The sequence below is a fragment of the Halodesulfovibrio sp. MK-HDV genome (assembly GCF_009914765.1).
Classification (GTDB): domain Bacteria; phylum Desulfobacterota; class Desulfovibrionia; order Desulfovibrionales; family Desulfovibrionaceae; genus Halodesulfovibrio.
The window spans coordinates 126,587-150,429 of the sequence record NZ_WYDS01000007.1; the positions used below are offsets into that span (position 1 = coordinate 126,587).

Annotated in this window: 20 protein-coding genes, 1 tRNA gene and 1 pseudogene; 13 read left to right on the forward strand and 9 right to left on the reverse strand. The window is 47.0% G+C overall.

Going from position 1 to position 23,843, the window contains the following annotated elements; genetic code table 11:
• From MKHDV_RS07480 to MKHDV_RS07505, 6 genes are all read right to left on the reverse strand, one after another.
• On the reverse strand, positions 1-1,110 hold the full coding sequence (locus tag MKHDV_RS07480; protein WP_160713835.1) for a flagellar basal body P-ring protein FlgI: 1,110 nt from the start codon (positions 1,108-1,110) through the stop codon (positions 1-3).
• Between the two features lie 17 nt (positions 1,111-1,127).
• Complete coding sequence (locus tag MKHDV_RS07485; protein ID WP_160713837.1) at positions 1,128-1,817, reverse strand: flagellar basal body L-ring protein FlgH; 690 nt, start codon at positions 1,815-1,817, stop codon at positions 1,128-1,130.
• Positions 1,818-1,867: 50 nt separating this feature from the next.
• Positions 1,868-2,866 carry a flagellar basal body P-ring formation chaperone FlgA gene (gene flgA, locus MKHDV_RS07490; protein ID WP_160713839.1) on the reverse strand — a complete coding sequence of 333 codons (999 nt, stop codon included), beginning with the start codon at positions 2,864-2,866 and terminating at the stop codon, positions 1,868-1,870.
• Between the two features lie 23 nt (positions 2,867-2,889).
• Positions 2,890-3,672: a flagellar basal-body rod protein FlgG gene (gene flgG, locus MKHDV_RS07495; protein WP_160713841.1), complete on the reverse strand. Its 783-nt coding sequence runs from the start codon at positions 3,670-3,672 to the stop codon at positions 2,890-2,892.
• A 20-nt stretch (positions 3,673-3,692) separates the two neighbouring features.
• Positions 3,693-4,475 (reverse strand): flagellar basal-body rod protein FlgF, encoded by a 783-nt coding sequence (gene flgF / locus MKHDV_RS07500; protein WP_160713843.1) that lies wholly within the window; start codon positions 4,473-4,475, stop codon positions 3,693-3,695.
• A gap of 212 nt (positions 4,476-4,687) precedes the next feature.
• Positions 4,688-5,275, reverse strand: coding sequence for a flavodoxin family protein (locus MKHDV_RS07505; protein WP_160713845.1), 588 nt, complete (start codon positions 5,273-5,275; stop codon positions 4,688-4,690).
• 211 nt (positions 5,276-5,486) lie between these two features.
• Between MKHDV_RS07505 and MKHDV_RS07510 the strand changes: the two are divergent.
• From MKHDV_RS07510 to MKHDV_RS07545, 8 genes and pseudogenes are all read left to right on the forward strand, one after another.
• Positions 5,487-7,351 (forward strand): annotated as a pseudogene (locus MKHDV_RS07510) (ABC-F family ATP-binding cassette domain-containing protein); the annotation flags it as partial.
• 102 nt (positions 7,352-7,453) lie between these two features.
• Complete coding sequence (locus MKHDV_RS07515; RefSeq protein ID WP_160713847.1) at positions 7,454-7,846, forward strand: (deoxy)nucleoside triphosphate pyrophosphohydrolase; 393 nt, start codon at positions 7,454-7,456, stop codon at positions 7,844-7,846.
• 94 nt (positions 7,847-7,940) lie between these two features.
• Positions 7,941-8,384, forward strand: a complete 444-nt coding sequence (locus MKHDV_RS07520) for a DMT family transporter (RefSeq protein ID WP_160713849.1) — start codon at positions 7,941-7,943, stop codon at positions 8,382-8,384.
• A 121-nt stretch (positions 8,385-8,505) separates the two neighbouring features.
• Positions 8,506-8,919 (forward strand): bacteriohemerythrin, encoded by a 414-nt coding sequence (locus tag MKHDV_RS07525; RefSeq protein ID WP_160713877.1) that lies wholly within the window; start codon positions 8,506-8,508, stop codon positions 8,917-8,919.
• A 72-nt stretch (positions 8,920-8,991) separates the two neighbouring features.
• Positions 8,992-10,038, forward strand: a complete 1,047-nt coding sequence (locus tag MKHDV_RS07530) for an aspartate-semialdehyde dehydrogenase (protein ID WP_160713887.1) — start codon at positions 8,992-8,994, stop codon at positions 10,036-10,038.
• Between the two features lie 12 nt (positions 10,039-10,050).
• Complete coding sequence (locus MKHDV_RS07535) at positions 10,051-10,992, forward strand: aminotransferase class IV (RefSeq protein ID WP_160713889.1); 942 nt, start codon at positions 10,051-10,053, stop codon at positions 10,990-10,992.
• Between the two features lie 448 nt (positions 10,993-11,440).
• The gene (locus tag MKHDV_RS07540) at positions 11,441-12,511 is read left to right on the forward strand and encodes a glycosyltransferase family 4 protein (RefSeq protein WP_160713891.1); all 1,071 of its coding nucleotides are present in this window, start codon (positions 11,441-11,443) and stop codon (positions 12,509-12,511) included.
• A 4-nt stretch (positions 12,512-12,515) separates the two neighbouring features.
• Positions 12,516-12,962: a hypothetical protein gene (locus MKHDV_RS07545; protein ID WP_160713893.1), complete on the forward strand. Its 447-nt coding sequence runs from the start codon at positions 12,516-12,518 to the stop codon at positions 12,960-12,962.
• Between the two features lie 586 nt (positions 12,963-13,548).
• On the opposite strand, the gene murA is transcribed toward MKHDV_RS07545, so the two are convergent.
• Positions 13,549-14,805, reverse strand: a complete 1,257-nt coding sequence (murA, locus tag MKHDV_RS07550; protein WP_160713895.1) for a UDP-N-acetylglucosamine 1-carboxyvinyltransferase — start codon at positions 14,803-14,805, stop codon at positions 13,549-13,551.
• 344 nt (positions 14,806-15,149) lie between these two features.
• On the opposite strand from murA, the gene MKHDV_RS07555 reads away from it, so the two are divergent.
• Positions 15,150-15,225, forward strand: a tRNA-His gene (locus tag MKHDV_RS07555).
• A gap of 64 nt (positions 15,226-15,289) precedes the next feature.
• On the opposite strand, the gene MKHDV_RS07560 is transcribed toward MKHDV_RS07555, so the two are convergent.
• Together MKHDV_RS07560 and murJ are read right to left on the reverse strand one after the other, a co-directional pair.
• Complete coding sequence (locus tag MKHDV_RS07560; RefSeq protein ID WP_160713897.1) at positions 15,290-18,073, reverse strand: hybrid sensor histidine kinase/response regulator; 2,784 nt, start codon at positions 18,071-18,073, stop codon at positions 15,290-15,292.
• A gap of 109 nt (positions 18,074-18,182) precedes the next feature.
• The gene (gene murJ / locus MKHDV_RS07565) at positions 18,183-19,718 is read right to left on the reverse strand and encodes a murein biosynthesis integral membrane protein MurJ (RefSeq protein ID WP_160713899.1); all 1,536 of its coding nucleotides are present in this window, start codon (positions 19,716-19,718) and stop codon (positions 18,183-18,185) included.
• A gap of 135 nt (positions 19,719-19,853) precedes the next feature.
• Between murJ and MKHDV_RS07570 the strand changes: the two genes are divergently transcribed.
• From MKHDV_RS07570 to MKHDV_RS07585, 4 genes are all read left to right on the forward strand, one after another.
• Positions 19,854-20,726, forward strand: coding sequence for an ABC transporter permease (locus tag MKHDV_RS07570; RefSeq protein WP_254060429.1), 873 nt, complete (start codon positions 19,854-19,856; stop codon positions 20,724-20,726).
• A complete protein-coding gene (locus MKHDV_RS07575) occupies positions 20,719-21,519 on the forward strand; it encodes an ABC transporter permease (protein WP_160713901.1) in 801 nt (266 codons plus the stop codon). Before MKHDV_RS07570 ends, MKHDV_RS07575 begins: the two co-directional genes overlap by 8 nt.
• Positions 21,520-21,561: 42 nt before the next feature.
• On the forward strand, positions 21,562-22,506 hold the full coding sequence (locus MKHDV_RS07580) for a DMT family transporter (RefSeq protein WP_160713903.1): 945 nt from the start codon (positions 21,562-21,564) through the stop codon (positions 22,504-22,506).
• 269 nt (positions 22,507-22,775) lie between these two features.
• The gene (locus MKHDV_RS07585; RefSeq protein WP_160713905.1) at positions 22,776-23,684 is read left to right on the forward strand and encodes a DMT family transporter; all 909 of its coding nucleotides are present in this window, start codon (positions 22,776-22,778) and stop codon (positions 23,682-23,684) included.
• Positions 23,685-23,843: the final 159 nt, after the last annotated feature.

The following is a 23,843-nucleotide window of genomic DNA, read 5'->3' on the forward strand; positions in this document are numbered from 1 at the left end:
TTAGATTACCTCCAGTTCCGCATGCAGCGCACCGGCTGCTTTCAGAGCATTGAGGATAGAGATGAGGTCACGCGGTGTTGCGCCTATGGCGTTCAAACCTTCAGTCAGTTCCTGCAAGGTCGCGCCTTCAATCAGTACCAGACGTTTGTTTTCTTCTTTCACTTTCACATCGGTCTGCGGAGTTGTTACGGTTTCACCTTCAGAGAATGGATTAGGCTGTGAAACCTTTTCGTCTTCTTTAATAACAATCTGCAAGGAGCCGTGTGCAATCGCCACTGGTGAGAGACGAACATTACTACCGACAACAACGGTACCTGTGTTCTCATCAACAACAACGCGTGCTTTCTGATCAGGTGTCACTTCAATGTTCTCAATGGCTGCCATCAACGGTACGATGTTATTTCTGTACTGTGGAGGGACATCCAGAGAGATAGTGGAAATATCTCTGGCAAAGGCGAAGTTTCCGCCAATTGCTCTATTCAAACTTTGTACAACTTCATTCGTTGTGGAAAAATCGCCATTGTGCATGTTCAGCGTCAGAGTGTCCTGACTGTTGAACTCAAACGGCACTGCGCGTTCCACGTTCATACCGTTTGGAATACGTCCCACGGTGGTAATGTTTTTCTGTACCTTGGCTGCTTTGCCCTCTGCGGAATAACCGCCGATGGCAACTGCACCCTGTGCAAGGCCGTATACCTGTCCGTCGATACCTTTAAGAGGTGTCATAAGAAGCACGCCGCCAAGCAGACTTTTTGCATCACCGAGACTGGAAACAGTTACGTCGATTCTTGAACCCGGCTTTGAGGAAACAGGAAGTTTTGCTGTTACCATTACGGCTGCGACGTTCTTGGATTTAATGTCGCGCGGGCTAACGCTTACGCCCATTTTTTCCAACATGTTCACAACTGCACGTACCGTGAACGTTGAGGAAGTGCTGTCACCAGTACCGCCCAAACCGGAAATAAGGCCATAGCCTACAAGTTGGTTATCCCGGACGCCGCCAAAGTCAGCTATGTCTTTGATACGCGCTGCACTGGCAGACTGCGGAAGAGCAACAGCCACTACGAATGCGAAGATCAAAAATGCTGTGATGTGTTGAATACGTTTCATACTATTTTCTTCCTATCCTAGAACGGCCACACGGTATCCATAAGGCGTGTAACCCAGCCTGGCTTCTGCTTGTCAGCAATAACGCCTTCGCCGAAATATTTAATACGGGCATTCGCAACCTGACTTGAGATAATGCTGTTGTTATCTGCAATGTCACGGGCACGGATAAGGCCGGTAATCATCAAGTACTGCGTTTCGTCGTTTACCTGTGTTTCGCGTACACCTTCAATCTGAAGAAGACCGCCGTGGCTCACTTTCAACACACGGCAAGCAACAGTTGCGGTAAACTTGTTCTCACGCGTCGTTTCGCCTTCACCCGAGAACTTAGTCGTTCCGCTTGCCTTCAACATAGGGTTGGCTACTGAGCCCAACAGAGGAATTGATGACTGGCCAAAGAAGGCATCTACACCGAGGTTGATTGAAGAATCTTTATCGCTTGTGGTGTCTGCCTTGTTTTTAGCACTGGCATTTTCCACAATGTTCACCATAACGATGTCACCAACACGACGGGCGCGGTTGTCTGCAAACAAAAAATCTGCATTTGTAGGCTGGAAGAGTGAACCGGGGTTAGCCCGAGCCATTTGAGGCGTAAGCATTTCCGGCGGTATCGCAACCGGCATTGATGGAACCGGCTTTTCATGTGCAGCCTGACACCCTGTCAGCATAAGTGCTGCCAGAATGATGACAGTGGAAAAACGAACATTCATGGAATACCTCGTACTCAAAAACTTTGTTATATCGGCTAAGATCAAGGGTCTTAGCGATTTCTTTCTATAATCACCGTACTGTCATCCAGCACAGTTGCGTAAACTTGTCTTTTACTTTGCAAATTGCGAACCGGAATTACTTCTCCGATGCGTCCATCCTCCATTGCCTTAGCAACTACGGACAAACGAACCGCGGCTCCCCTGTATATAAGATCAATACGTGAGCCTTTTGCCACCACAGGAACGGCTTCTATATCGCCTTCAAAAATTGGTGTTCCAGCTCCGAGGGTTCGCATTGCACGGTATGGACCGCCTCTGCCATCCCACGCTTCACCGCGCAGATACGCCAAGTTTTTGCGTTCGTAGGTGATCTTATCCGGTGTCAAAATCTCGTTTCTGTTCACAGGGGCGGCAGCGCATGGCACTGTTACCCATAAATCCAGAAACGCTCCACCGGTCACACGGCGAACAACTTGTCCGTTAGGATCAAGTTCTCTGAAACGAATCCCGATACGTCCTGCCTGCACAGTCGTTAACGGTTCAATATCGAGTCTATTTTTTGCATCGCGAAGAAAGATAAAATTCGGAATTGTTGTGTCGCGCAGAATGGCTTCACCATCCAGCTGTTGCGTTGCGTTACTGATAGTGCGCGTTACCATTTGCGAGAGCATATTTTTCTGCACAACCTTGCCGCCACGCTGAATCGCGATAGAGCCTGGAAGAATTGCCTTGCTTGCCATGCCTCCCAAATACCGCTGCAACACATTGCGAAGCTTAGCTCGGGTGATAGCCATCGGACGCCCGTAATTACGAGGAGAAGGCCACAGCTTTACTTTTGCAAACTTTTCCCATGACTGGGACGGGATATCACCTGAAGGCGTTGCAATCTCGCCCAACAAAACAATATCGCCCGTCACTACAGCGGCAGGAAGAACCGTAAAATGCCACTCTGTTTCCGCGGCAACAGCACTGCTTGCTACTGCGAGCAGAAACACTGTCATGCAGCATATGGCTGCCCGCTGCATGGAGATAACGAATAAATTACGCATACGCATATTCCGAAGGTTATACGTTAGCTTTTGAGCTGTGCTGCGAGTTGCAACATAGAGTCAGAAGTCTGAATTGCTTTTGAGTTCATTTCGTAAGCACGCTGGCCAACAATCATGTTTACCATCTCGTCTACGATCTCAACGTTAGACATCTCAAGGAAACCCTGAGCAATAGTACCGGTGCCATCTTCGCCCGGAACACCTTCTACTGGTTCGCCTGAAGCTTCTGTTGTGGAGTAGATGTTACGACCGAGTGGATCGAGACCCGCCGGGTTGATGAATGAGTACAAAGGAACATCTGCACCTGCTAATTCGTTACCCTGCGCATCTATTGCTGCAAGACGACCGTTAGCGGAAAGTGTGATGCTTTTTGTATTCTCCGGAACAATAAACTCCGGCTGAAGCTTGTACCCGTTTGAGGTAACAACAGTTCCGTCTTTATCGAGCTTGAAGGCACCTGCGCGGGTGTAGCGAAGCTCGCCATTCACTTCTACCTGAAAGAAGCCGTCGCCTTCGATGGCGAAATCAAGCGGGTTGCTAGTGTTCTGAAAATCACCCTGAGAGAAAAACTTATGTGCACTGGCAGGGCGAACACCCATACCAACCTGAACAGGAGTCGGAACCTGTCCACCATCAGAGTTCGGAGAACCAGCGATTTTCATGGACTGGTACATAAGGTCTTCAAATTCTGCGCGGCTTTTCTTAAAGCCAATGGTGTTTACGTTTGCAAGGTTGTTGGAAATGGTATCAATATTCAGCTGCTGGGCGTACATGCCGGATGCAGAAGTCCAAAGGGAACGCATCATAATTACTATCCTCCACAGGACTAAGCGCTGGCTTTACCCAGGCGTTGCGTTGAGTTTTTATCCAGTTCACTACTGGTTTTCATTATCTTGGTGTAGGCTTCAAACTGGCGGTGAGCTTCAATCATGTTCACCATTTCAGAAACAACCTCTACGTTTGCAGACTCCAATGCACCCTGCTGAACAGTTGCCTGAGCTGCGGGTTGTTCTGCAATGTCGGAACCCTCACGGACTCTGAACATGTTCTGTCCGAGCTTTTCCAACCCACGCAGATCGTCAAATGTAACCACTTGAAGCTTTGCTACCTGCACGTTGTTTGCGAGCAGCTCTCCCTGATCTCCAATCACAATATTTGAATTACGTGGAAGCGTAATCGGGCCGCCTTCTCCCAGTACGGGGTAGCCTCTGTCTGTAACCAGCGTCCCGTCAGTGCTTTGACGGAATTTTCCGTTACGTGTCACAAAGTCACCGTCAGGAGTTTGGACTTTAAAGAAGCCCTCCCCGTGGATAGCCACGTCCAGCGGGTCTCCCGTGAGCTTTACAGCCCCCGCAGTGAAGTCTGTCTGGGCGACCGCAATACGTGGTTTTGCCATGAGTTTTGGATCTGGAAAGAGCTTTTCTGAACGAACATTTGCTACAGGTTCCATGATCTGATCATGGGCAAACTTGACAAAGGTATCCTTAAAAGCAAGGGCGTCACGCTTGTAGCCTGTTGTGTTTATGTTAGCCAGATTGTTACTGATATTGTTAAGACGATGTTCATTTGTAAGAGCACCAAATAGGGCACTATACACACTGCTTTGCATGACTGTTCCTCCCAAGTGGAATTTCTGTCAGGATGACAATTGCAAAACGTGCGCCAAAAAATAACAAGAATCACAGCAACAAACAGTGAAATAAAGAAAAAGAGGAGAACACCGCCACTCCCAGAGGTTCTGGAAGCGGAGGTGTTCTCCTCTTTTTTATGCAATATGGAAAAATAGAAGAAATCTATGAAGACAAAAAAAGTAAATGAGCTCTAAGTATTAAGGGACATGACCAACTTTTTGGCTGCCTGTTCTACCTGAAGAATCGAAGCATCATTCTTTTTAATTCCGCCAGCATCAAATGTGTTCAGAACAACAACCTCTTCTACAATTTCGAAGCCTAGCGCCTCTAAAGGCATCCGCATGGCTTGCAGAGTAACACCCACATCCGCAATGCTTTCCTGTTCTGCTATCGTACCGATAACGGCCTTTCTGCCTTGCCCTGCTAATCTGCTGGACCAGCCACGGGGACGGGTATTCGTAAAATCATAATAACAGTAGAGTCGGTCAATGAAACTCTTCATCCATGCAGTCACATTGTAGTTATGCACCGGTGAAATAAGTACCAGTCCTTTGGATTCCTGAATTCGGGGATACAGAAGTGACATGCCATCATGAAACTTTGTACAGATTTTATCTTTTCTGCATCGTTCGCATCCCACACACGGCTCGTATCGATAATCACGCAGACTTGCCTCAAAAAAAGGCATTGATTCCTGAGAACAAACAGTTGAAAACATCTTCAGCATTGCCTGCGAATTACCACCTCTGCGCGGACTTCCTTCTACTCCCAAGATCATGAATAGCTCCCGACGTTATAGTACGACAGCATGCGAGATCGCATGACATCTCAATTATAGATTTATCAACAGTACACAACGTATACACGAAATAACGTTTTCTCTGTTTCAAGCCACACTATACTAAGTGAATAGCAAATTACAATCATAGTAAATCACCGTACTGGTGTTTCCATACAGCATCTGGTATTCGAGGCTTCTCGAGAAAACTATGAGCATTACATTAGACAACATATCCAAATTTTACGGTGGCACCGAAATCATCCCCCAGTTCTCACTGGACATTGCGGATGGTACGCGCCTTTGCGTCTGCGGCGCAAACGGGTGCGGTAAATCAACACTTCTTAAAATGGTAGCCGGTATTGTGTCCGTTGATTCGGGACGCGTGCTGCTGCCTAAAGGCTGTCGCCTTGGCTTTGTTCAGCAGGAGCTGGACGAGTCACTTCTTGATATGCCCCTATTAACATGGGTGCTGGAAGTTCTCCCTGACTGGAATGATTTCTGGGCAGAATGGGAAGCTGCATGTCAAGCACAGGACGAACAAGCCATCAAGCGCCTCGGCATCCGTCAGGCAGAGCTTGAACAAATATATGGGCACAACCCAGAACACAGAGCAAAGACCGTACTGACAGGTCTTGGCTTCAGTGAAGACAAATGGTTAAAAACCATGCGTGAACTTTCCGGCGGCTGGCGTGAACGCGCAAAGCTTGCCCGGGTACTTACCGCTGGTGCAGACGTTCTTCTTCTCGATGAACCGACTAACCACCTTGATCTTGACGCTGTTGAATGGCTTGAAAACTTCCTGCTTGATTATCAGGGTGTTCTAATCTTCGTTGCGCACGATAGAATCTTTATGGATAAGGTTGGCAGCCACGTGCTCTACCTTGCCGGCAACAAGCCGACATTCCGTAAAGGCAATTTCACACAGTTCCTCGTAATTCAGGACGAAATTGAAACACAGAAAGGCCGTGAAGCAGTTAAGCTGCAGGAAGATATAGCTCGCAACATGGACTTTGTTCGCCGCTTTAAAGCAAAAGCGTCCAAAGCAAAGCAGGCCAACTCCAAACAGAAAATGGCGGAGCGCATGCAAAAAGAGCTTGAGACCATCAAGTTTGAAACCAAGCGCAAAAACCTTTCCTTTGCTTGGCCGAAACCTGCTCCTGCGGAAAAAGTCATCCTCAGCGTATCTGAATTACGATTCACCTATCCTGATGGTGTCACTCTTTGGTCAGATTTAGAATTTCAACTATTTCGTGGTCAAAAGATTGCCCTTGTAGGCCCTAACGGCTGCGGTAAATCTACGTTACTCAAGCTTATTGCCGGACGTCTGGAAAAGAACAATGGTTCCATTACCACTGCATCTAAAGCAAAAATGGGCTATTTTTCTCAGCATCAGCTTGATACTCTCAATGCACAGAACTCTGTTATCAGTGAAATCCGTCGTCTGTCTGATCCAAAGACTACTGAAGAAGAGCTTATGTCTGTTCTTGGTCTTTTCATGCTCGGGCAACGCTATTTTGACCGCATTGTCGGAGACTTGTCCGGTGGTGAAAAAAGCCGCCTGATGATGGCGATTCTTTTCCTGTCACGCTGTAACTTCCTCGTGCTTGATGAACCGACTAACCATCTTGACCTTGAATCACGCGAAGCTCTCATTGAAGCTCTCGCGTCGTTTGAAGGAACCATTTTGATGGTAGCGCATGACCGCTATCTGTTAAAAGAAGTGGCAGACCAGCTTTGGAGTCTTTCTCCGGAAGGTCTTATCGTGCACGAAAGCGGCTTTGAAGAGTACGACAAGTACCGCAGAGCGCAGAATGTCATTGCCAGCGGCAAAGTTAAAGAAGCCACCACTGGTGGCGGTCTTAGCCGTGAAGAGCAAAAGCGCCTCAAGCGTGAACAGGCAGAACTGCGTAACCGCATCTACAAAGAGCTGAAGCCGAAGCAGAAGACGTATGAGAAGATGGAAGAAAATCTCATGACCCTGCTGGAAGAACAAAGCGAACTGGAAACCAAAATGGCGGATTCAGAATTCTTTGCAAATTCCAAAAAAAATGCAGGAAGCGCTTAAACAATTTGNACAACTCCAGAATGACAGCGAAGTCTCATAGAAAAAATGGGTGCGCTGGAAATGGAAATTAACGAATTGAAAGAACAGCGCGAGTCGCTGGCAGGCTAGGCATGAAAAAAGCCATTACAGTTGTTGCCGGTATAGTATGGGACGGTGAGCGCTATCTCGCCGCCCGACGTCCGGCTAACGCGCCATTTGGCGGTTTTTGGGAGTTCCCCGGCGGCAAAATTGAGCCGGGGGAAACACCGGAAGCCGCACTTGTGCGTGAATTTCAGGAAGAACTGGATATTACGCCGACGGAATGGAAGTACTGGCAAACACTCACCCATGAATACGAAGAGCTTATTGTTACGCTTCTCTTCTTCCACATAACCGCATTTGAAGGTACACTGATTCCTCAAGAAGGACATACTGTACAGTGGGTTATGCCTCATGAAGCCTGTGAGCTTGATTTTCTTAAAGCAGACATCCCCATAGTGCAGGCGTTAACTACGCTAGCATAGCGCGACCTGAATAATCGAAATTTCGCATACGATTGGTGCGCCTCCCGTCTGCGAAGCTGACACGATTCATGTGTTGCGCTGAAGGGGTGAATCTATGCACATCACACTACTTTTTCTCGCACTCATTGTCGGCACGTTTATGCCCCTGCAAATGGGTCTTAATGCCATAATCACCCAACAATGGAGCCAAAGTGCGCCCATTGCCTCACTTGTTTCTTTCTTCGTCGGCACCATATCTTTGACTCTATTTGTCGTCGCAACACGAATCCCCATTCCTGCGCTCACAACATCCACCGTTCCATGGTACGCATGGTTCGGCGGTATTCTCGGTGCTGTCGGTGTCACAACACTCACCTACCTCGCACCACGCATTGGCGCCATTGCAATGCTCTCGCTTCTCATCTGCGGACAATTTATCAGTTCAATAGTTTTTGACCACTTCGGACTCCTCGGATACCCGCTTCGCCCCGTTACACTCATGCGTGTATGCGGAATAGTGCTGCTGATTAGTGGCGCATACCTTGTAAATCGCTATTAATACCACTACTCTATATTACTGATTGAATTACTAGCATTGTTGTCCTATTGTCTCGCCGTGAAAGTATATTGATAAGGAACACCTAGCCCTTTCCACAAGGGATGCTATTCAGGAGATATGCATGGCGACATTCGAATGGAACTCTTCAATGAACACCGGCATTGCTGAAATTGACAAGCAACACGCCGAACTGACGCAGATTATTAACACTCTGTACTATGCATATATGAACGGAGAAGAAGACTCTGTTTTAAGCCCCCTCATTCATAAAGTGAATGACTATGCTCACATGCATTTTGCTACAGAAGTAGATTTGATGAGTGCGTACAGAGATGAAATTCCGGACTTTGAATCGCACATGGAGCAACATAGAGAATTTTTTTCCAATGCAATTGGATTCCTGCTGGATTATCTTAATAACAAAGCAGACATTACTCCTGAGCTCTTAGACTACCTAACTGACTGGTGGTTTAATCATATCAACGGAATAGATCGGAAGATGGCTGAGTTTTTAATAAATAAAGGCGCTGCATAAACAGAAATGGCGGTTTCTGTTATATAGTACGCCGACTGTTACCAAATTTCTATGTGCTCAAGGAGAGTTGAAATGAGTAAAGATCGTTTAGTGGTTGCCGTTGTCGGTGCCACAGGTGCTGTAGGGCGGGAAATGCTTTCCGTATTGGAAGGCCGTGATTTTCCAGCTACCGAGGTAATTGCCCTCGCATCTTCACGATCCGCAGGCACCACAGTACCGTATGCGGGTGGTGAACTTACAGTCAAAGAACTGACTGAAGACTCTTTTGAAGGCGTTGATATTGCGCTCTTTTCCGCCGGTGGCTCCACGTCTGAAAAATTTGCACCAATCGCAGCTAAAGCTGGCTGTGTTGTTGTAGATAACTCCAGCGCATGGCGCATGGATGACCGCTGTCCATTGGTTGTTCCGGAAGTTAACCCGGATGCACTGGAAGAGCACAACGGCATTATTGCTAACCCTAACTGTTCCACTATCCAGATGATGGTTGCGCTTAAGCCGCTGCACGACAACGCTCAGATCAAACGTATCGTTGTTTCCACCTATCAGGCAGTGTCCGGTTCCGGTCAGAAAGCAATTACCGAGCTCGAAACACAGATTCGTCAACTTTTCAACATGCAGACACCGGATGCAGAAGTGTACCCGCACCAGATTGCGTTCAACGCTCTCCCGCAGATCGATGTTTTCATGGACAATGACTACACCAAAGAAGAAATGAAGATGGTTCACGAAACCGTTAAAATCTTCAACGATCCTTCTGTTAAAGTAACTGCTACATGTGTACGTATTCCTGTTTTCTATGGTCACAGCGAATCTGTGAACATTGAGACTGAACAGAAAATTACTCCGGCAGAAGCACGCGTTATTCTTACTCAGGCACCGGGTGTAACCGTACTTGATAACCCAGGTGAAAAAATCTACCCGATGGCAATTGATGCTGCAGGTCAAGATGACACCTACGTTGGACGTATCCGCGAAGATGAAACCATTGAAAATGGTCTCAACATGTGGATCGTTTCTGACAACATCCGCAAAGGTGCTGCTCTTAACACAGTACAGATTGCGGAAGAATTGATTAAACGCGACCTTCTTGGTGTGAAAGACACAACCGTATTCGACTAGGAGAAAGCAACCGTGGCGACAGTATGTGATACAGAGGAATACATTTCCAAGATTCTGAATAGCCGTCGAGCCGGTGAGCGCGACGTGCTTGCCTTTTACGAGCACCGTATCGGATGTATTTGTAAGAACCCGAAATTGATGCTGCTGCCTATGGACGACCATCTCGCCCACAGGGGTGATGGCGTTTTTGAAAGCATTAAATGGGTAAACGGAAAACTGTATCAACTTGATGCGCACATAGAGCGTATGAAGAATTCCGTAAAAGGACTCCACCTGTCGCCACCCTGCACCTGGGAAAAGCTTGCAGAGCTTGCTGTTGATGTAGCAAAAGCTGCGGAAACGCAAAACGGACTGCTGCGCATCATTATTGGTCGCGGCCCGGGCGGCTTCGGCATCGACCCGAAAGAATGTCCGGTAAGCAGCCTGTACATTGTCGCGTATACGTTCAAACAAAAACCGGAAGAGTGGTTCGAAAAAGGCGCAACAGCCTTCCGTTCCTCCATTCCGGCAAAGCCTCCGCACATGGCGCGGGTTAAGAGCGCGAATTACATCCCTAACGTGCTTATGAAGCGCGAAGCGGTTGAACGCGGCTACGACTTCCCGTTCAGCTTTGATGCTGATGACTTTATCGCTGAAGGTGCAACAGAAAACGTTGCTCTTGTTAATCAGCAAGGAACGCTTCTTGTCCCTGAATTCTCCAACGCACTGGTGGGAACAACCATTATGCGCGCTGTTGAACTGATGAAAGACAAGATTAAAATTGAATTTGGCGCAGTGCGTGAAGATGACCTTTTCCGAGCAAAAGAAGTCTTAATCTTCGGCACAACGTCCGACTGTATCTCCATTGTTCGCTTTGAAGGTCAGCCAATCAGCGATGTTCGTCCGGGGCCTGTTGCCAAAGAAATTAGACGTGTTCTCAAAGAAGACCTTGAAGTAAACGGACTGCCACTTTAGTCAGCTTTCTGTGACTACCGCCGATACTCCCGCCATCGGGATACGAACAACAATCGTTATCGGCGCAGGCTCTGTTTACATGTTTGATACAATAGAGCCGGTGCTGTTTTTGACGGCACCGGCTTTTTAACAGTTTGAAAACTATGCCGATGAGTACAATACCGCAAGGATCAATAGTCCGCGCCAGTTTACTGGCGCAGGTTCGAAAAACACAGGTTCTCACATACTTTCACATGTGTTTTGAACTAAACTTTTTCTCGCATTGATACCTTTTGTACTTCATAACGTTAAGACACTCGCGAACTACTCAGAAGATCGTACGGCGCATAGTTACCTCGCTATACAAAAGAAGATTCTTAGCAGTCTTCTCATCTCATTAGAATTAACAACATCACAGTGCGGACACTCAGGGGAACGGAGCTCGCATTGGATATTCAGGAAAATATGTATGCACATTTTGTTGCTTGACCTCGGAAAAGAAATGCGTGGTGGACAATGGCAAGTGTTCTACCTGGCGCGTGCATTAGCCCGCTCTCAGGAGTTCACAGTCACATTGGCAGCGCCTGCCAACACTCCATTACTCACACACGCAGCAGAAGTAGAAGGAATTACCCTTCTGCCCCTTTCCGGTGCCCGAGACTGGGGCATATGCAACATCTATAAACTTCGCCGCGCCGTCACAAAACATGGCGCACAGGTGATTCACACCAACTGTGCAAAAAGCGCATCGCTTGGCGGCATTATCAAAAAGATGTGTAGCAATGCCTTCCGTCTCATTCACACCCGCCGTGTGTCCTATCCTCTTAAAAAAGGATGGAGCGGCAAAAAATATTTACTTGCAGATGCCGTTGTAGGTGTCAGTCAGGAAATTTCTGACATCATGATGGAGTCTGCACCGCTGCTTGATCGCAGCAAAGTTTCCACCATTCATTCAGGAATTGATGCTTCCCGTTACAAGCCTAAAAAAGATCGCAACGATAATCGCATTGTCATCGGCATGATCGGCGCATTAACAGAACAAAAAGGACATGTAGTCCTTGTTAATGCACTTGGAGAGCTTGCTAAATACAAAAATCTTCCCACATGGGAAGCACGCTTTGTAGGCGACGGGCCATTATTCGGTGAAATTAAAGACTTGGCAGAAGAGCTTGAAATCAGCAGCCATCTCGCTTTGCTCGGACGTCAGGACGCCCGTGAACAGCTCCCGTATTTTGATCTGCTGGCTGTGCCGTCTGTTAACGGTGAAGGCTCTTCCGGTGTGATCAAAGAAGGCTGGGTAGGCCAGCTTCCGGTCGTGGCGTCTGACCTTCCATCCAACTTGGAGCTGGTAGAAGACCAGAAAAATGGACTGACATTCCCTAACCACGATCATGAAAAGCTCGCGAAGCTTCTTCGCACACTCATGCTGGATGAACAACTGCGTGCTCGCCTTGTAGAAGGCGGTAACAGACGCGTTCAGAAATTTACCGACATGAAGATGGCAACATCATACATGGAGCTGTACAAACAAAGCTGGTAACACTGTGCCCATAACCAAGATTCTTTTATACTCATGCTGCCTGTTGATTCTGGCGCTTCCGTACATTGCGTATATGCTGCGCGGAAGTATTTCCAGCTACTTTGCGGTATTGGTGTTTTTGCTTACAGCAATATGGGGACTCTTGCGAATGCGCAAACCAAAAGAAGAAACTGTGCAGCTCAGTAAGCCACTGAAAACAATGTCTCCCCTTCCACCACGGTCGCAGCAACTTGCCAACGACATCATGACCACCTTCATCGGATCGATGTATGACAAGGCACGTTTTCTACCAGATTTTGATGCGAAAAAGGAACAGGAGAACATGGTCTCCCACGTCACATCTACCCTTAGGCAACATGATTTAACGTTGGAAGACGAGGCAGTTGAGCAACTGCGCACCAAGTTTGCAGAGGCAGTTCAACGAGGACTTGAAGACAGAAAAAAGGCGTAGAAACTAGAAAACGCCGCATACTTCTGTGACAGAAAATATACAGCGCGCTGACTCGATCTCGGGAATGTGGCGCTCAGAGTAAGGCAAATTCGTGCAGTGCAAATGCCATGTACGGATTTGCCTTACTCTGAGAAGAAGGGGGAGCCGGCCAGGTTCCCCCTTTTCCATTCAGTCCTCCATTGCAAAGCATACAAGGAGGACAGAAACACTAAGGTATATGGTTTATGCCCTAATGTTTCCGGAAAAAATCTATCCTACAGTCTATCACCTTTCGCAATTTTCTATTCAACGCACAGCACGTCTACTGTAACACGCTGATTTTTAAGAACACTGCTACTCAGCTTTCTAAAAAGGCAGGACGATAAGAAACATCGCCGCAAGGCATAACACTCACAACGTAAAGTGCCAAGACATACTCTTGGGGTCTTCCTGATAAAAATATGTGAATATGTACCCTGCGCCTAAAACAGCGTTAAAGCTCAGGCGATCACAGGAAAATGCAATTTATTCCTTTTAAAAGTAAACGGTGTTCACTTTTTTTCAAAAAAAAAGCCTGCAATCTATTACGACTGCAGGCCTTAATTACTTAATCTTCGTTTACGCGTTGAATCCGCGCACCCACAGGGATAAGCTTCTCTTCAATGTGTTCGTATCCACGATCTAAATGGTAAATACGCTGCACATGTGTTTCCCCTTCTGCTGCAAGCCCTGCAAGAACAAGGGATGCACTTGCGCGAAGGTCGGACGCCATAACTGGCGCGCCGCGCAAAACAGAACCGCCTTTAATACGGGCTGTTCTGCCAACAGGGCGGATATCCGCTCCCATGCGTGCAAGTTCCGGTGCATGCATAAAACGGTTCTCAAAAATGGTTTCTTCCACCATTGAGGTACCGTCCACATAACACATAAGCGCCATAAACTGCGCCTGCATATCTGTAGGGAAGCCAGGGTATGGCTGAGTAGTGATTTCCACAGGAGAAAGAGGCTCTACGTATGTTACGCGAGTTCCGTTTTCTTCCTGAGTCACACGTACGCCCATTTCTTCAATTTTACTGATTACAGCATCGAGTGCATCGTTCGGGCAATCTTCAAGGAACAGATCACCTTTTGTAATTGCAGCTGCAATCATAAAGGTACCTGCTTCAATGCGGTCTGGCATAATAGAGTATTCACACCCTTTAAGGTGTTCAACACCCTGAATGCGAATAACACCTGAGCCGTGCCCTTCAATCTTAGCACCACACGCGATAAGGAAGTTTGCAAGATCTACAATTTCCGGTTCGCGGGCTGCGTTTTCAAGAATAGTTTCGCCTTCTGCAAGGCTGGCTGCCATAAGCAGGTTTTCTGTTCCGCCTACGGTTACTTTTTCAAAAACAATATGCGCGCCTTTCAATCGTCCGTCACATCTCCCCATGATGTAACCGGAGTCTACTTCAAAGACTGCGCCCATTTTTTCAAGTGCAGAGAGGTGCAAATCAACAGGTCGTGCGCCAATTGCGCAGCCACCCGGATATGCAACTTTAGCTTCGCCAAGGCGGGCAAGCAGAGGGCCAAGACATAACACAGAGGCACGCATGGTTTTTACAAGATCATACGGTGCTTCTGGTTTCGGATCACAACCTTCTGTTTCAACAACCCCGTCAGTAAACCGACCCGGGCATCCAAGAATGTCCAGAAGACTGATGATTGTGCGAATATCTCGCAAGTTAGGCACGTTAGTAAAACGTGCAGGCTCTGCAAGTAGAATTGAGCCCATCAGAATCGGTAATGCAGCATTTTTTGCGCCGCTGACACGAATTGTTCCGTTTAACGGAACGCCACCTTGAATAACTAATTTTTCCATATGTCTCCCTTGAATGGGTCTCGAATATCGAAGCATGTGTTCCTAAATTAAAGTTACAGTGTGTAGACCGTCCATTGTAAGACACATGGCAGAAACAGGACATGAGAAGCATACAAATACATGTATGATTATCTCAGGAATTGCTACAACGTGGTATCTTGGTTGACCAATCGTACACACAGGATTAGAATTTAGAAGGGCATGCTAGGTTATACAGCGAATATCAGTCCCTCTCATGTAAAGTCGTATAAGCTGACTTAGATCAGGAAGCAATAAATTTAAAAAAAATGAAATTTATGCTTGACCCAAAAGACCGAAGTCTATAGTACACATTCCTGCTTGTGGCGGATGTAGCTCAGTTGGTAGAGCACACGGTTGTGGCCCGTGTTGTCGAGAGTTCAATCCTCTTCATTCGCCCCATCCAAGTAAGAACGCCCCGTACTATGTACGGGGCTTTTTCTTTATCTTGTCTTTAAGCTCCAGCCTACAGGCCTAGCAAACGCTCCATCGACAGGCAGGCTGTCTTCAATGCTTCTTCGAATGCGTCAATGTCCGCAACATCCACATGTCCGGCTCTGGCTTTTTTTTCTATCTTCTCCGCACACGCAAAAACATCTTTTGCAGAAATATTACCACTGGCACCTGCAAGTGTATGTGCCTTGCCTGCCAGCCCGACCAAGTCCTGTGCATCAAATAGTGCACGAATATCTTCGGCTACATCCGCGTATGTTTCGTAGAACGTCTTCACCACTAATATATATATGTGGCTTTTCCCGCTTAATCTTTCCACGCCTTCCGACACGACCAAACCCGGTAAATTTTCTAAAAGCGCCGGATTCTCTTCTGAATCAACGTGCGGAGCCTTGGATAACGTATTCTTCGGTGGGATACATTCGGAGGGTTCTTTTTCAGTCGAAAATACGGCCTTTTGTTCTCTCAAATCATATTCTTTCAACAACTTCACCAAGGCATCCAGCTCAACAGGCTTTGTTAAATAGCCGTTCATACCTGCTCGAGCCGCCCTGTCCCTGTCTTCCTGCAAAGTATGTGCTGTCATGGCTATCACGGGTAAATCTGACAATTCCAGCTCTTCACGCAGCCGGATAGTTGTTGTGAATCCATCCATACCCGGCAACTGAATATCCATCAGCACCAAATCGTATGTGCAAATTGAAAGTAGCTCTATGGCTGAATTGCCATCCTTTGCAATTGTGACCTTCACACCGAGATATTCTAAAATTTCCCGCATCACCTGTTGGTTAATGGGATTATCTTCAACAACCAGAACAGCCAGCCCTTCAAGACTTCCTGCTTCTGAAGCCAGTTCAGACTGAACACCCTTGTCAGAATCAAGCGCACGTAAAATACTTAGCTTGAGCTGCGCAAAAGTTACCGGACGTCGTAAAAATGCGGTCAGCGTAAAATCACACTCGCGCTTAGGTAGTGTTTCATCTCCAAGCCTTGCAGCCAGAAGAATTTTTAATTCTGGATGCTGGCACAGGTAGTTCACAAGCCCCCCTGTCATATCCAGCAACTCTTTACTACCAAGCACTATGAGATCAAACTCTGTGCCTTGCGTCTGGTGCTCAAGCTGCAACAGCATTTGCCGCTCTGTACCAAGCACAACAACAAGCATGTCCAGCTCTGCAAACAAATTTCGCCACATGGCACGCGCGGCAATAGATGGCTCAAGAACAAGCACACGCCAGCCTGTAAATACAGGAAGAATGTAACTACGTTCATCTTCCGCCACAGCAAACGGCAGCACTATGGTGAAGGTACTGCCCCGCCCTACGGTACTTTCTACAGTAATGGAGCCCTTCATCAAGGAAACAAGCTCTGCCACAATGGAAAGCCCCAAACCAGTGCCTCCGTATTGACGGGAAGTTGAACCGTCAGCCTGCACAAAGGTATCAAACAATTTGGTTTGCGCTTCTTTGGCAATGCCGATGCCCTTATCCTTTACAGAAAAGGCGAGCTGAACCACTTCATCATTTTCACGGGCGTGTGGAATCTGAATAGGCTTTGCAACAGTACCGTTCATTCCCACTCGTAATTCAATTACGCCGCGGTCTGTAAACTTAAATGCGTTGCCCACAAGGTTCAAAAGAATCTGCTTTAAGCGGAACGAATCACCACGCATGACAGGCGGTACGCCCTCATCCACAATCACCACCAAATCCATTTCTTTTACAGCAACTTTTTCGGTGAAGATAATCGAGAGTTCATCCAGCACATCACGCAGAATGAAATTTGTTTCTTCTATTTCCAGCTTCTTCGCTTCCAATTTAGAAAGATCAAGCACACCGTTAATCAGATGCAACAGGCTTTGCGATGATGCGGCAATAATCTCTGCATACTCACGCTGTTTATTGGTCAGCACTGTGGTTTGAAGCATGTTTGTCATGCCGAGGATAGCATTCATCGGCGTGCGTAGTTCATGGCTTACACTGGCGATAAACTCGCTTTTTGCGCTATTTGCCGTTTCTGCCTCTTTCGTGGCCTTCTCGAGCTCCAGCGTACGTTCCAGCACTTCTATCTCAAGATTACGACTTTCCGAATGCAGGAACATGTCGTGCGCTTCAATATGATCAAGCATACTGTTGAATGAATCCGTAAGTTCTGCCAGCTCGCCCATTCCTTCGCGCTTTGCACGCAATGAATACGTCTGCTCCTCCCGAACTCTACGGGCAGTATCAGAAAGCTCACGCAGCGGACGCAGCAATGTCTTAACAATGAGCAAAATGATCATGAGCACAACCATTGAACTTGCAACTATATTGGCAAAAACGGAGGGGATAAAAAGACTAAGAAAATGTTGATGCGACGGGGTAAATGTCACTATTGAAACAAGCTTACCAACGTGGGAATCGGCATGATAGATTGGCAATTCGATAATATACTCTGATGAATCAAGAGGCGGAACCACCTCATGATCTTCATTCTTATAGCAACCACAGATGAGTGCGCCGTCTGCGTCGTACAAAAAGAGCCCTGATGTGCTTTTATGCGATAGCTCTTCATGAATGAACTTGTCTGCCCGCTCCAATCGCCCTTCTTTTAAAGGAGTCGCTAAGTGAGTCGAAAGTATCTGCGCATGTTCTGTATGATTCTGAATAAAATTTTGTATACGCTGATCAATAGCAAACAAGTAGTACAACATATTAAAAACAATAAGAAATATTGCTGTTAAAAGAATGCTGACTGCAATAAAATTTTTGGTGTAGCTGTCTGGAAAAAACTGCAGCTTGATTATCCGCTTCAGCATTGCACTACCGCCTGATCATGGAGCTTCTAAACATATAGAAAAACAACGTTAACACTATTTTCAAAATAGCGTAGCCAGACTTTCTAAGCAATCTATAAATTAATCATTTCTAATGCTTGCGACCTGTTTTCTTCACCAATGAAAAAAGAAGCTGAGCATCAGGGCTACGTCCAACATACAAACATCCGACATACCCCAAAGCCACAACGGGAATGCAAAGCAAACTGGCAATTCCAAACGGTACCGCCCACCAGCAAGCAATGCCCACAAAAACACTCATCAAGGCGTATACCAAATTCCATCTGCCCGGTTGAGCCAGACAAACACCCTCACGTCGCAACAGGACATACAACAAAATACAGTTGACCCAACCACCGCATGATACCGCCAACGCAAGCCCTGCTCCGCCCCACATTTGCATGAAGAGTGCGCCTGACACCACAGTCACCGCCAGATTACATCCCCCCGCTAATAAGGGAATACGGCTGTTTTGCTTTGCGTAATACCCGCTAAGCAAAGGACGCGTGATGGCAAAAGCTGGAAGCCCCAAAGAAAACGCCTGTAGCATGGCAGAAGCCGCAGCAGCATCTAAGGCTGAAAACGCCCCGCGCTCAAAGAAAAATTGAAGAACAGGATGTGCCAGAACATACAATCCGACAGCAGCAGGAAGAGACAAAAACAATGTAAATTGCACAGCAGAGGCCAACACCTCGCCATATTTCTGCCTGTCGTTAGAAACAGCAAGAGAAGATAGTGCCGGAAGAACCGCAACGCCAATGGCTACACCAATTAAACCCAAAGGAAACTGTACAAGCCTGTCCGCAAAATAGAGCTTTGCAATGGTGCCTTTTGCCTGAAACGAAGCAAGCATCGTCACTAACACGACACTGAGCTGAAATACCGCCCCGCTTAATATTGTGGGCACGAGAGTTTTTCCCAGTGAACGGGCATGCGCATCACGCAATGTCCAAGCGCCACGCCAAAATACTTCACCACGAAGAAACATGAGCTGTAAAAGAACCTGCAGCACGCCGCCGATGACCAACGACACACACAGGGTTTCCGCAACGGGTAAGGAACAAATCCACGCGATGCTTGCACCAAGCACGAGTGTGCAATTCAGTACCAGCGGCGCGAGTGCAGGTGCATAAAAATGTTTACGGCTATGCAGTACACCAGATAAAAACGCTACCAGACCAATGCACACAAGATACGGCAACGTCATAGTCAGCAGAGTATTCGCATGATCAAAAACATCCGGAGACATAGACAACCCCGGTGCCAGTACCGCTGCAAGTATCTTGCTTCCGTATTCTGCCAGCACCAGCAATAATGAAAAAATTCCGACAGTCCACAAAAGACAAGTACGGATAAGTGATGCCGCCCTTGCTTCACCTTCCACTTCACGAACATGGGTGACCGTTGCCGTGACAGCGGAAGAGAGTGAACCTTCTGCAAATAATTTTCTAAAAAGATTAGGAATACGGAACGCCACAATCAGCGCATCCGCCAATGGGCCTGCACCAAGCAACGACGCGATCATGACATCGCGCAACAAGCCAACGATACGCGAAAGCAAACTACCCGCAGAAACGACTGCGGCAGCAAGAGAAATGCTCGTCCATGAATTCGATTGAGATTCCATATGGCCCTATATGTTTGATGTAAAACTATTTGATATGATATAGTATTTGCTGAGATTATCTTCAAATTGTACGTTGGCCGCGATTCCTGTAACGTGCAGATATAGTATTCATATGATCTACAGCAATGGAACCTCATGCCTAACCAGTCTATATTTTTGAATTTACGCTATTTATCACCATTACTCATTCCTTTTTTCCTCTTTTTTGTCGGAGGAATAGTACTGGCTGTTCTTCAATCTCTAGGAATGGGGTTACCGTTTCCCTATGAAGGCGGTCTACTAGACAGCTACAAAGCGTTGCTCACACCCTATATGCTGCGTTCGTTTCTTCTGTCCATAAAAGTCGGCGCACTGGCTGCGCTGTTTTCTGTGGCCATCGGTACCGTTCTGGCGGTTGGATTATGGAGAATGCCGTCTGTTTTGCAGCAGGCGGGTGTTATTTACAAAATCCCCCTCATTCTGCCGCACCTTGCAGTAGGATTTATCGTTTTCTTTTTCTGGGCAAAATCAGGACTGGTTTCGTCTGCCATGTTCCATGCGGGAGTCACCGCCACACCGCAGGATTTTCCATCTATATTATTCGGCGGAGACGGTTGGGGCATGATCATCGCCTACACCTACAAGCAAATTCCGTTTGCGTTGCTCATGGTCTATGCGTCACTCAAACGACTGGATATGCGTCTGCTGGAAACAGCTTACATGCTGGGAGCAGGACATTTCCGAACATTTCGTACCGTCACGTATCCTCACATCTGCGGCGCCCTGCATTCAACATTTTGCATTCTTTTCCTATTCGGATTCGGTGCATTTGAGATTCCGTTTTTACTCGGCGGCTCACAGCCTGCTATGCTCAGCATTGAAGCATACAACATGTATTTTAGAAAAGAGCTGTACCATCGCCCGCAAGCCATGGCGATTCTCATCAGCATATTTCTATTCTCCATTGTCTTTCTCACCTTCTATCTGCGATCAGTAGCAAAGACACGTCCGGAGGAAATACATGGCTAGAACCACCCTGCGCCACAAATTATTGTTCCTGTTTTTCATACTCTTTTTCGTCGGCCCTACCGCGGTGCTCGTCATTTCTTTGTTCGCCCCCGGCTGGACATGGCCGGATATTATTCCAACACAATATTCCACCAAAGCGTTGCAATCTGTATGGCAACATAGCAACCCTATCCTGCTGCATCTTAGTGTTTCAGTGCTGTACTCACTGGCGACGACATTCTGCACGCTTATACTCTGCCTGTTACCTGCTTACCATTTTGCACGAGTTCATTTTGCAGGTAAAAATGTACTGCAAGGAATTTTACTTACGCCTGCGCTCGTTCCAGCCATGACGTTCTCTATGGGGATTCACCACGTCTTTATCAAATTTTCTCTGGCAGATACCTTTGCAGGGGTTGTGCTCATCTTGACTATTTTCAGCTACCCGTTCATGCTTCGCGCCCTTATTTCAGGCTTTGAGGCATACAGCGAAGAATATGAACTCTGCGCAAAAAACTTGGGTGCATCGTTATGGATGCAGCTACGTTATGTAACATTTCCACTACTGCTTCCAAGCATTATCGCGGGTGGTTCTGTGGTCTTTTTAGTGGCATTTTCAGATTACTATCTCGTATTCCTCATCGGCGGCGGCGTTGTGCCTTCCTTCACCGGCTACCTGTTCCCGTTTATCACAGGGGCGGATAGAGCCATGGCAAGCGCGCTCACGCTCATATTCCTGATTGTTCCGGTTGTACTGTTCGTTCTGGTAGAACTCTCCGTACGCCGCTTCTATCAACGGGCAGGACTGTACTAAAAAACACTCTCCGCCTTCAGCCTTCTATACGATACAGACATCATGCTAACCAAACACTCTTCACTTCTTCCGCAACTCTCGCTTTGCGCTGCCATGACACTGTGGGCAAGCTCTTTTGTTGCGATGAAGTTCGCCATTGTCGCATTTTCGCCAATGCTTGTGGTCTTCTGCCGTATGGCTATTGCCTCGCTTGTCCTGCTTACTCAATGGCGCCGAATTGAAATTAAAAAAATCCCTCGCGAACACTGGAAAACTTTTGCTTTTTTAGTGCTCTGTGAGCCGTGTCTTCTTTTCATCTTTGAAGCACATGCGCTGAAATACACATCCGCATCACAAGCAGGAATGATCTGCTCCATTGTTCCTATCTTTGTGGCTGTGGGGTCATATCTACTCTATCGAGAAAAGCAGCCAAAAATAGTCTGGGCTGGATTTATTACAGCCATTGGCGGCGTGGCGCTTCTCTCCATGAAAAGCATTGCCACTGATTCGGCTCCAAATCCCCTTTTAGGGAACTTTTTTGAAATGATGGCCATGTTGTCAGCTACGGGATACATCTTGACTGCAAAGCGCCTTTGCGCCTCTTATTCGGCATTCACACTAACGGCACTACAGGCATGGATAGGAACGATCTTCTTTTTCCCCATTCTCCTGCTTTCCGGAGAAACCATTCCTGCTAACGTTCAACCCGATGCTGTTTTGGCAATCCTGTATCTGGGAACCGCTGTAAGCTTTGGTGCATACCTCTTCTACAACTACGGACTGCGTCATGTTCCTGCGGCTCAAGCTTCAGCGTACGGCAACCTTATACCGGTCATTGCCATCGGGCTTGGTCATGTGGTTCTTTCCGAATCCCTCACCCTCTTGCAGTACGCAGCCTGCATTCTTGTTCTTGCCGGAGTCTGGATGAGCCAGCGCCGAAGCAGCAGAGAAATATTTGAAAATTCTTCAGTTGAAACACCACTAATCCCCGCGCATGAAGAACAATAAAAATCAGCTACTAATCTGATTTACAACACTGAAGAAAGTGACTACTGACATGGTGTCTAACTTGTAGTAGTTCTTTAGACAGCTACTATTTTTCCTTTCCAGAGGCTGTGTCGGGTGAATAAAAAAGCAGTACTCCATAAGGACTACCGCTCTATTTTTTCCTTCTCCCGACTGCGACTAGCTGTGCTTTGATCATCTATCATTCGTCATCCATTGTTCGTTGATCAGTAGCAGTTCCTTTCAGATTCTATTTTCAGGATTTCAAAACAATGCTTACTAAAGACCACCTTCTTCCTACCTTGTCACTTTTCAGTGCTATGGTTCTGTGGGCGAGTTCATTCATCGCAATGAAGATTGCTGTAACAGGCTTTTCGCCTATTGCTGTTGTATTTGGACGCATGATCATCGCATCCATACTCTTTCTTGTACTCTGGAAGAATTTTCGTGGTCTTAAAGTCCGACGAGAGGACTGGAAGCAACTTATTTTCATGGCAGTATGCGAACCCGGCCTGTACTTTCTTTTCGAGGCATACGCGCTCAAATATACATCCGCCACACAGGCAGGGATGATTGTTGCGACACTCCCAGTGTTTGTAGCCATTGCCGCGTTCTTTGTTCTTAAAGAAAAACTGGCTCTACGCGTATGGGCAGGATTCATTCTTGCTGCATTCGGCGTCGCAATGCTCTCATGGGGAGCAACGGCAACCGAAAACGCGCCTAACCCGATGCTCGGCAACACGCTTGAAACGCTCGCTATGGTATCTGCGACGGGCTACATGATCACGGCAAAAAATCTTTCCAACCGCTATTCACCGCTGTTTATTACGGCGCTGCAAGCATGGGTTGGAGCTATATTTTTTCTGCCGCTCCTTATGTTCACCCCTGATGCCTTCCCGACGGAATACCCGCAGGACGCAACCATTGCCGTTCTCTATCTTGCAAGCGTTGTAACAATGGGTGCATACGGTATGTACAACTACGGATTAAGCAAAGTACCGGCAGGACAAGCATCTGGTTTTACCAACCTTATTCCTGTATTTACAATGCTCATGGGCTTTTTGTTTCTTGGAGATCGACTCTCTACAGCACAGTTTGTGGCATCCGGCCTTGTGCTTGGCGGCGTAATCCTTACGCAGATTTCACCAGCTAAGAAATTAAAAGTAACAACAAGTCAGTAACAACATATTCAAACAAAACGACATACCGCTTTTGGTTCTGTTGTACTAATTCGCACCCTGTTTCTCATGTAAAAGTCAGGCTGTCCGCGGATTACATCTTACAAAAAAAGTCGCTTGCTCATTGCTCAACAACAATATGCAGCGACACCTCACAGACAA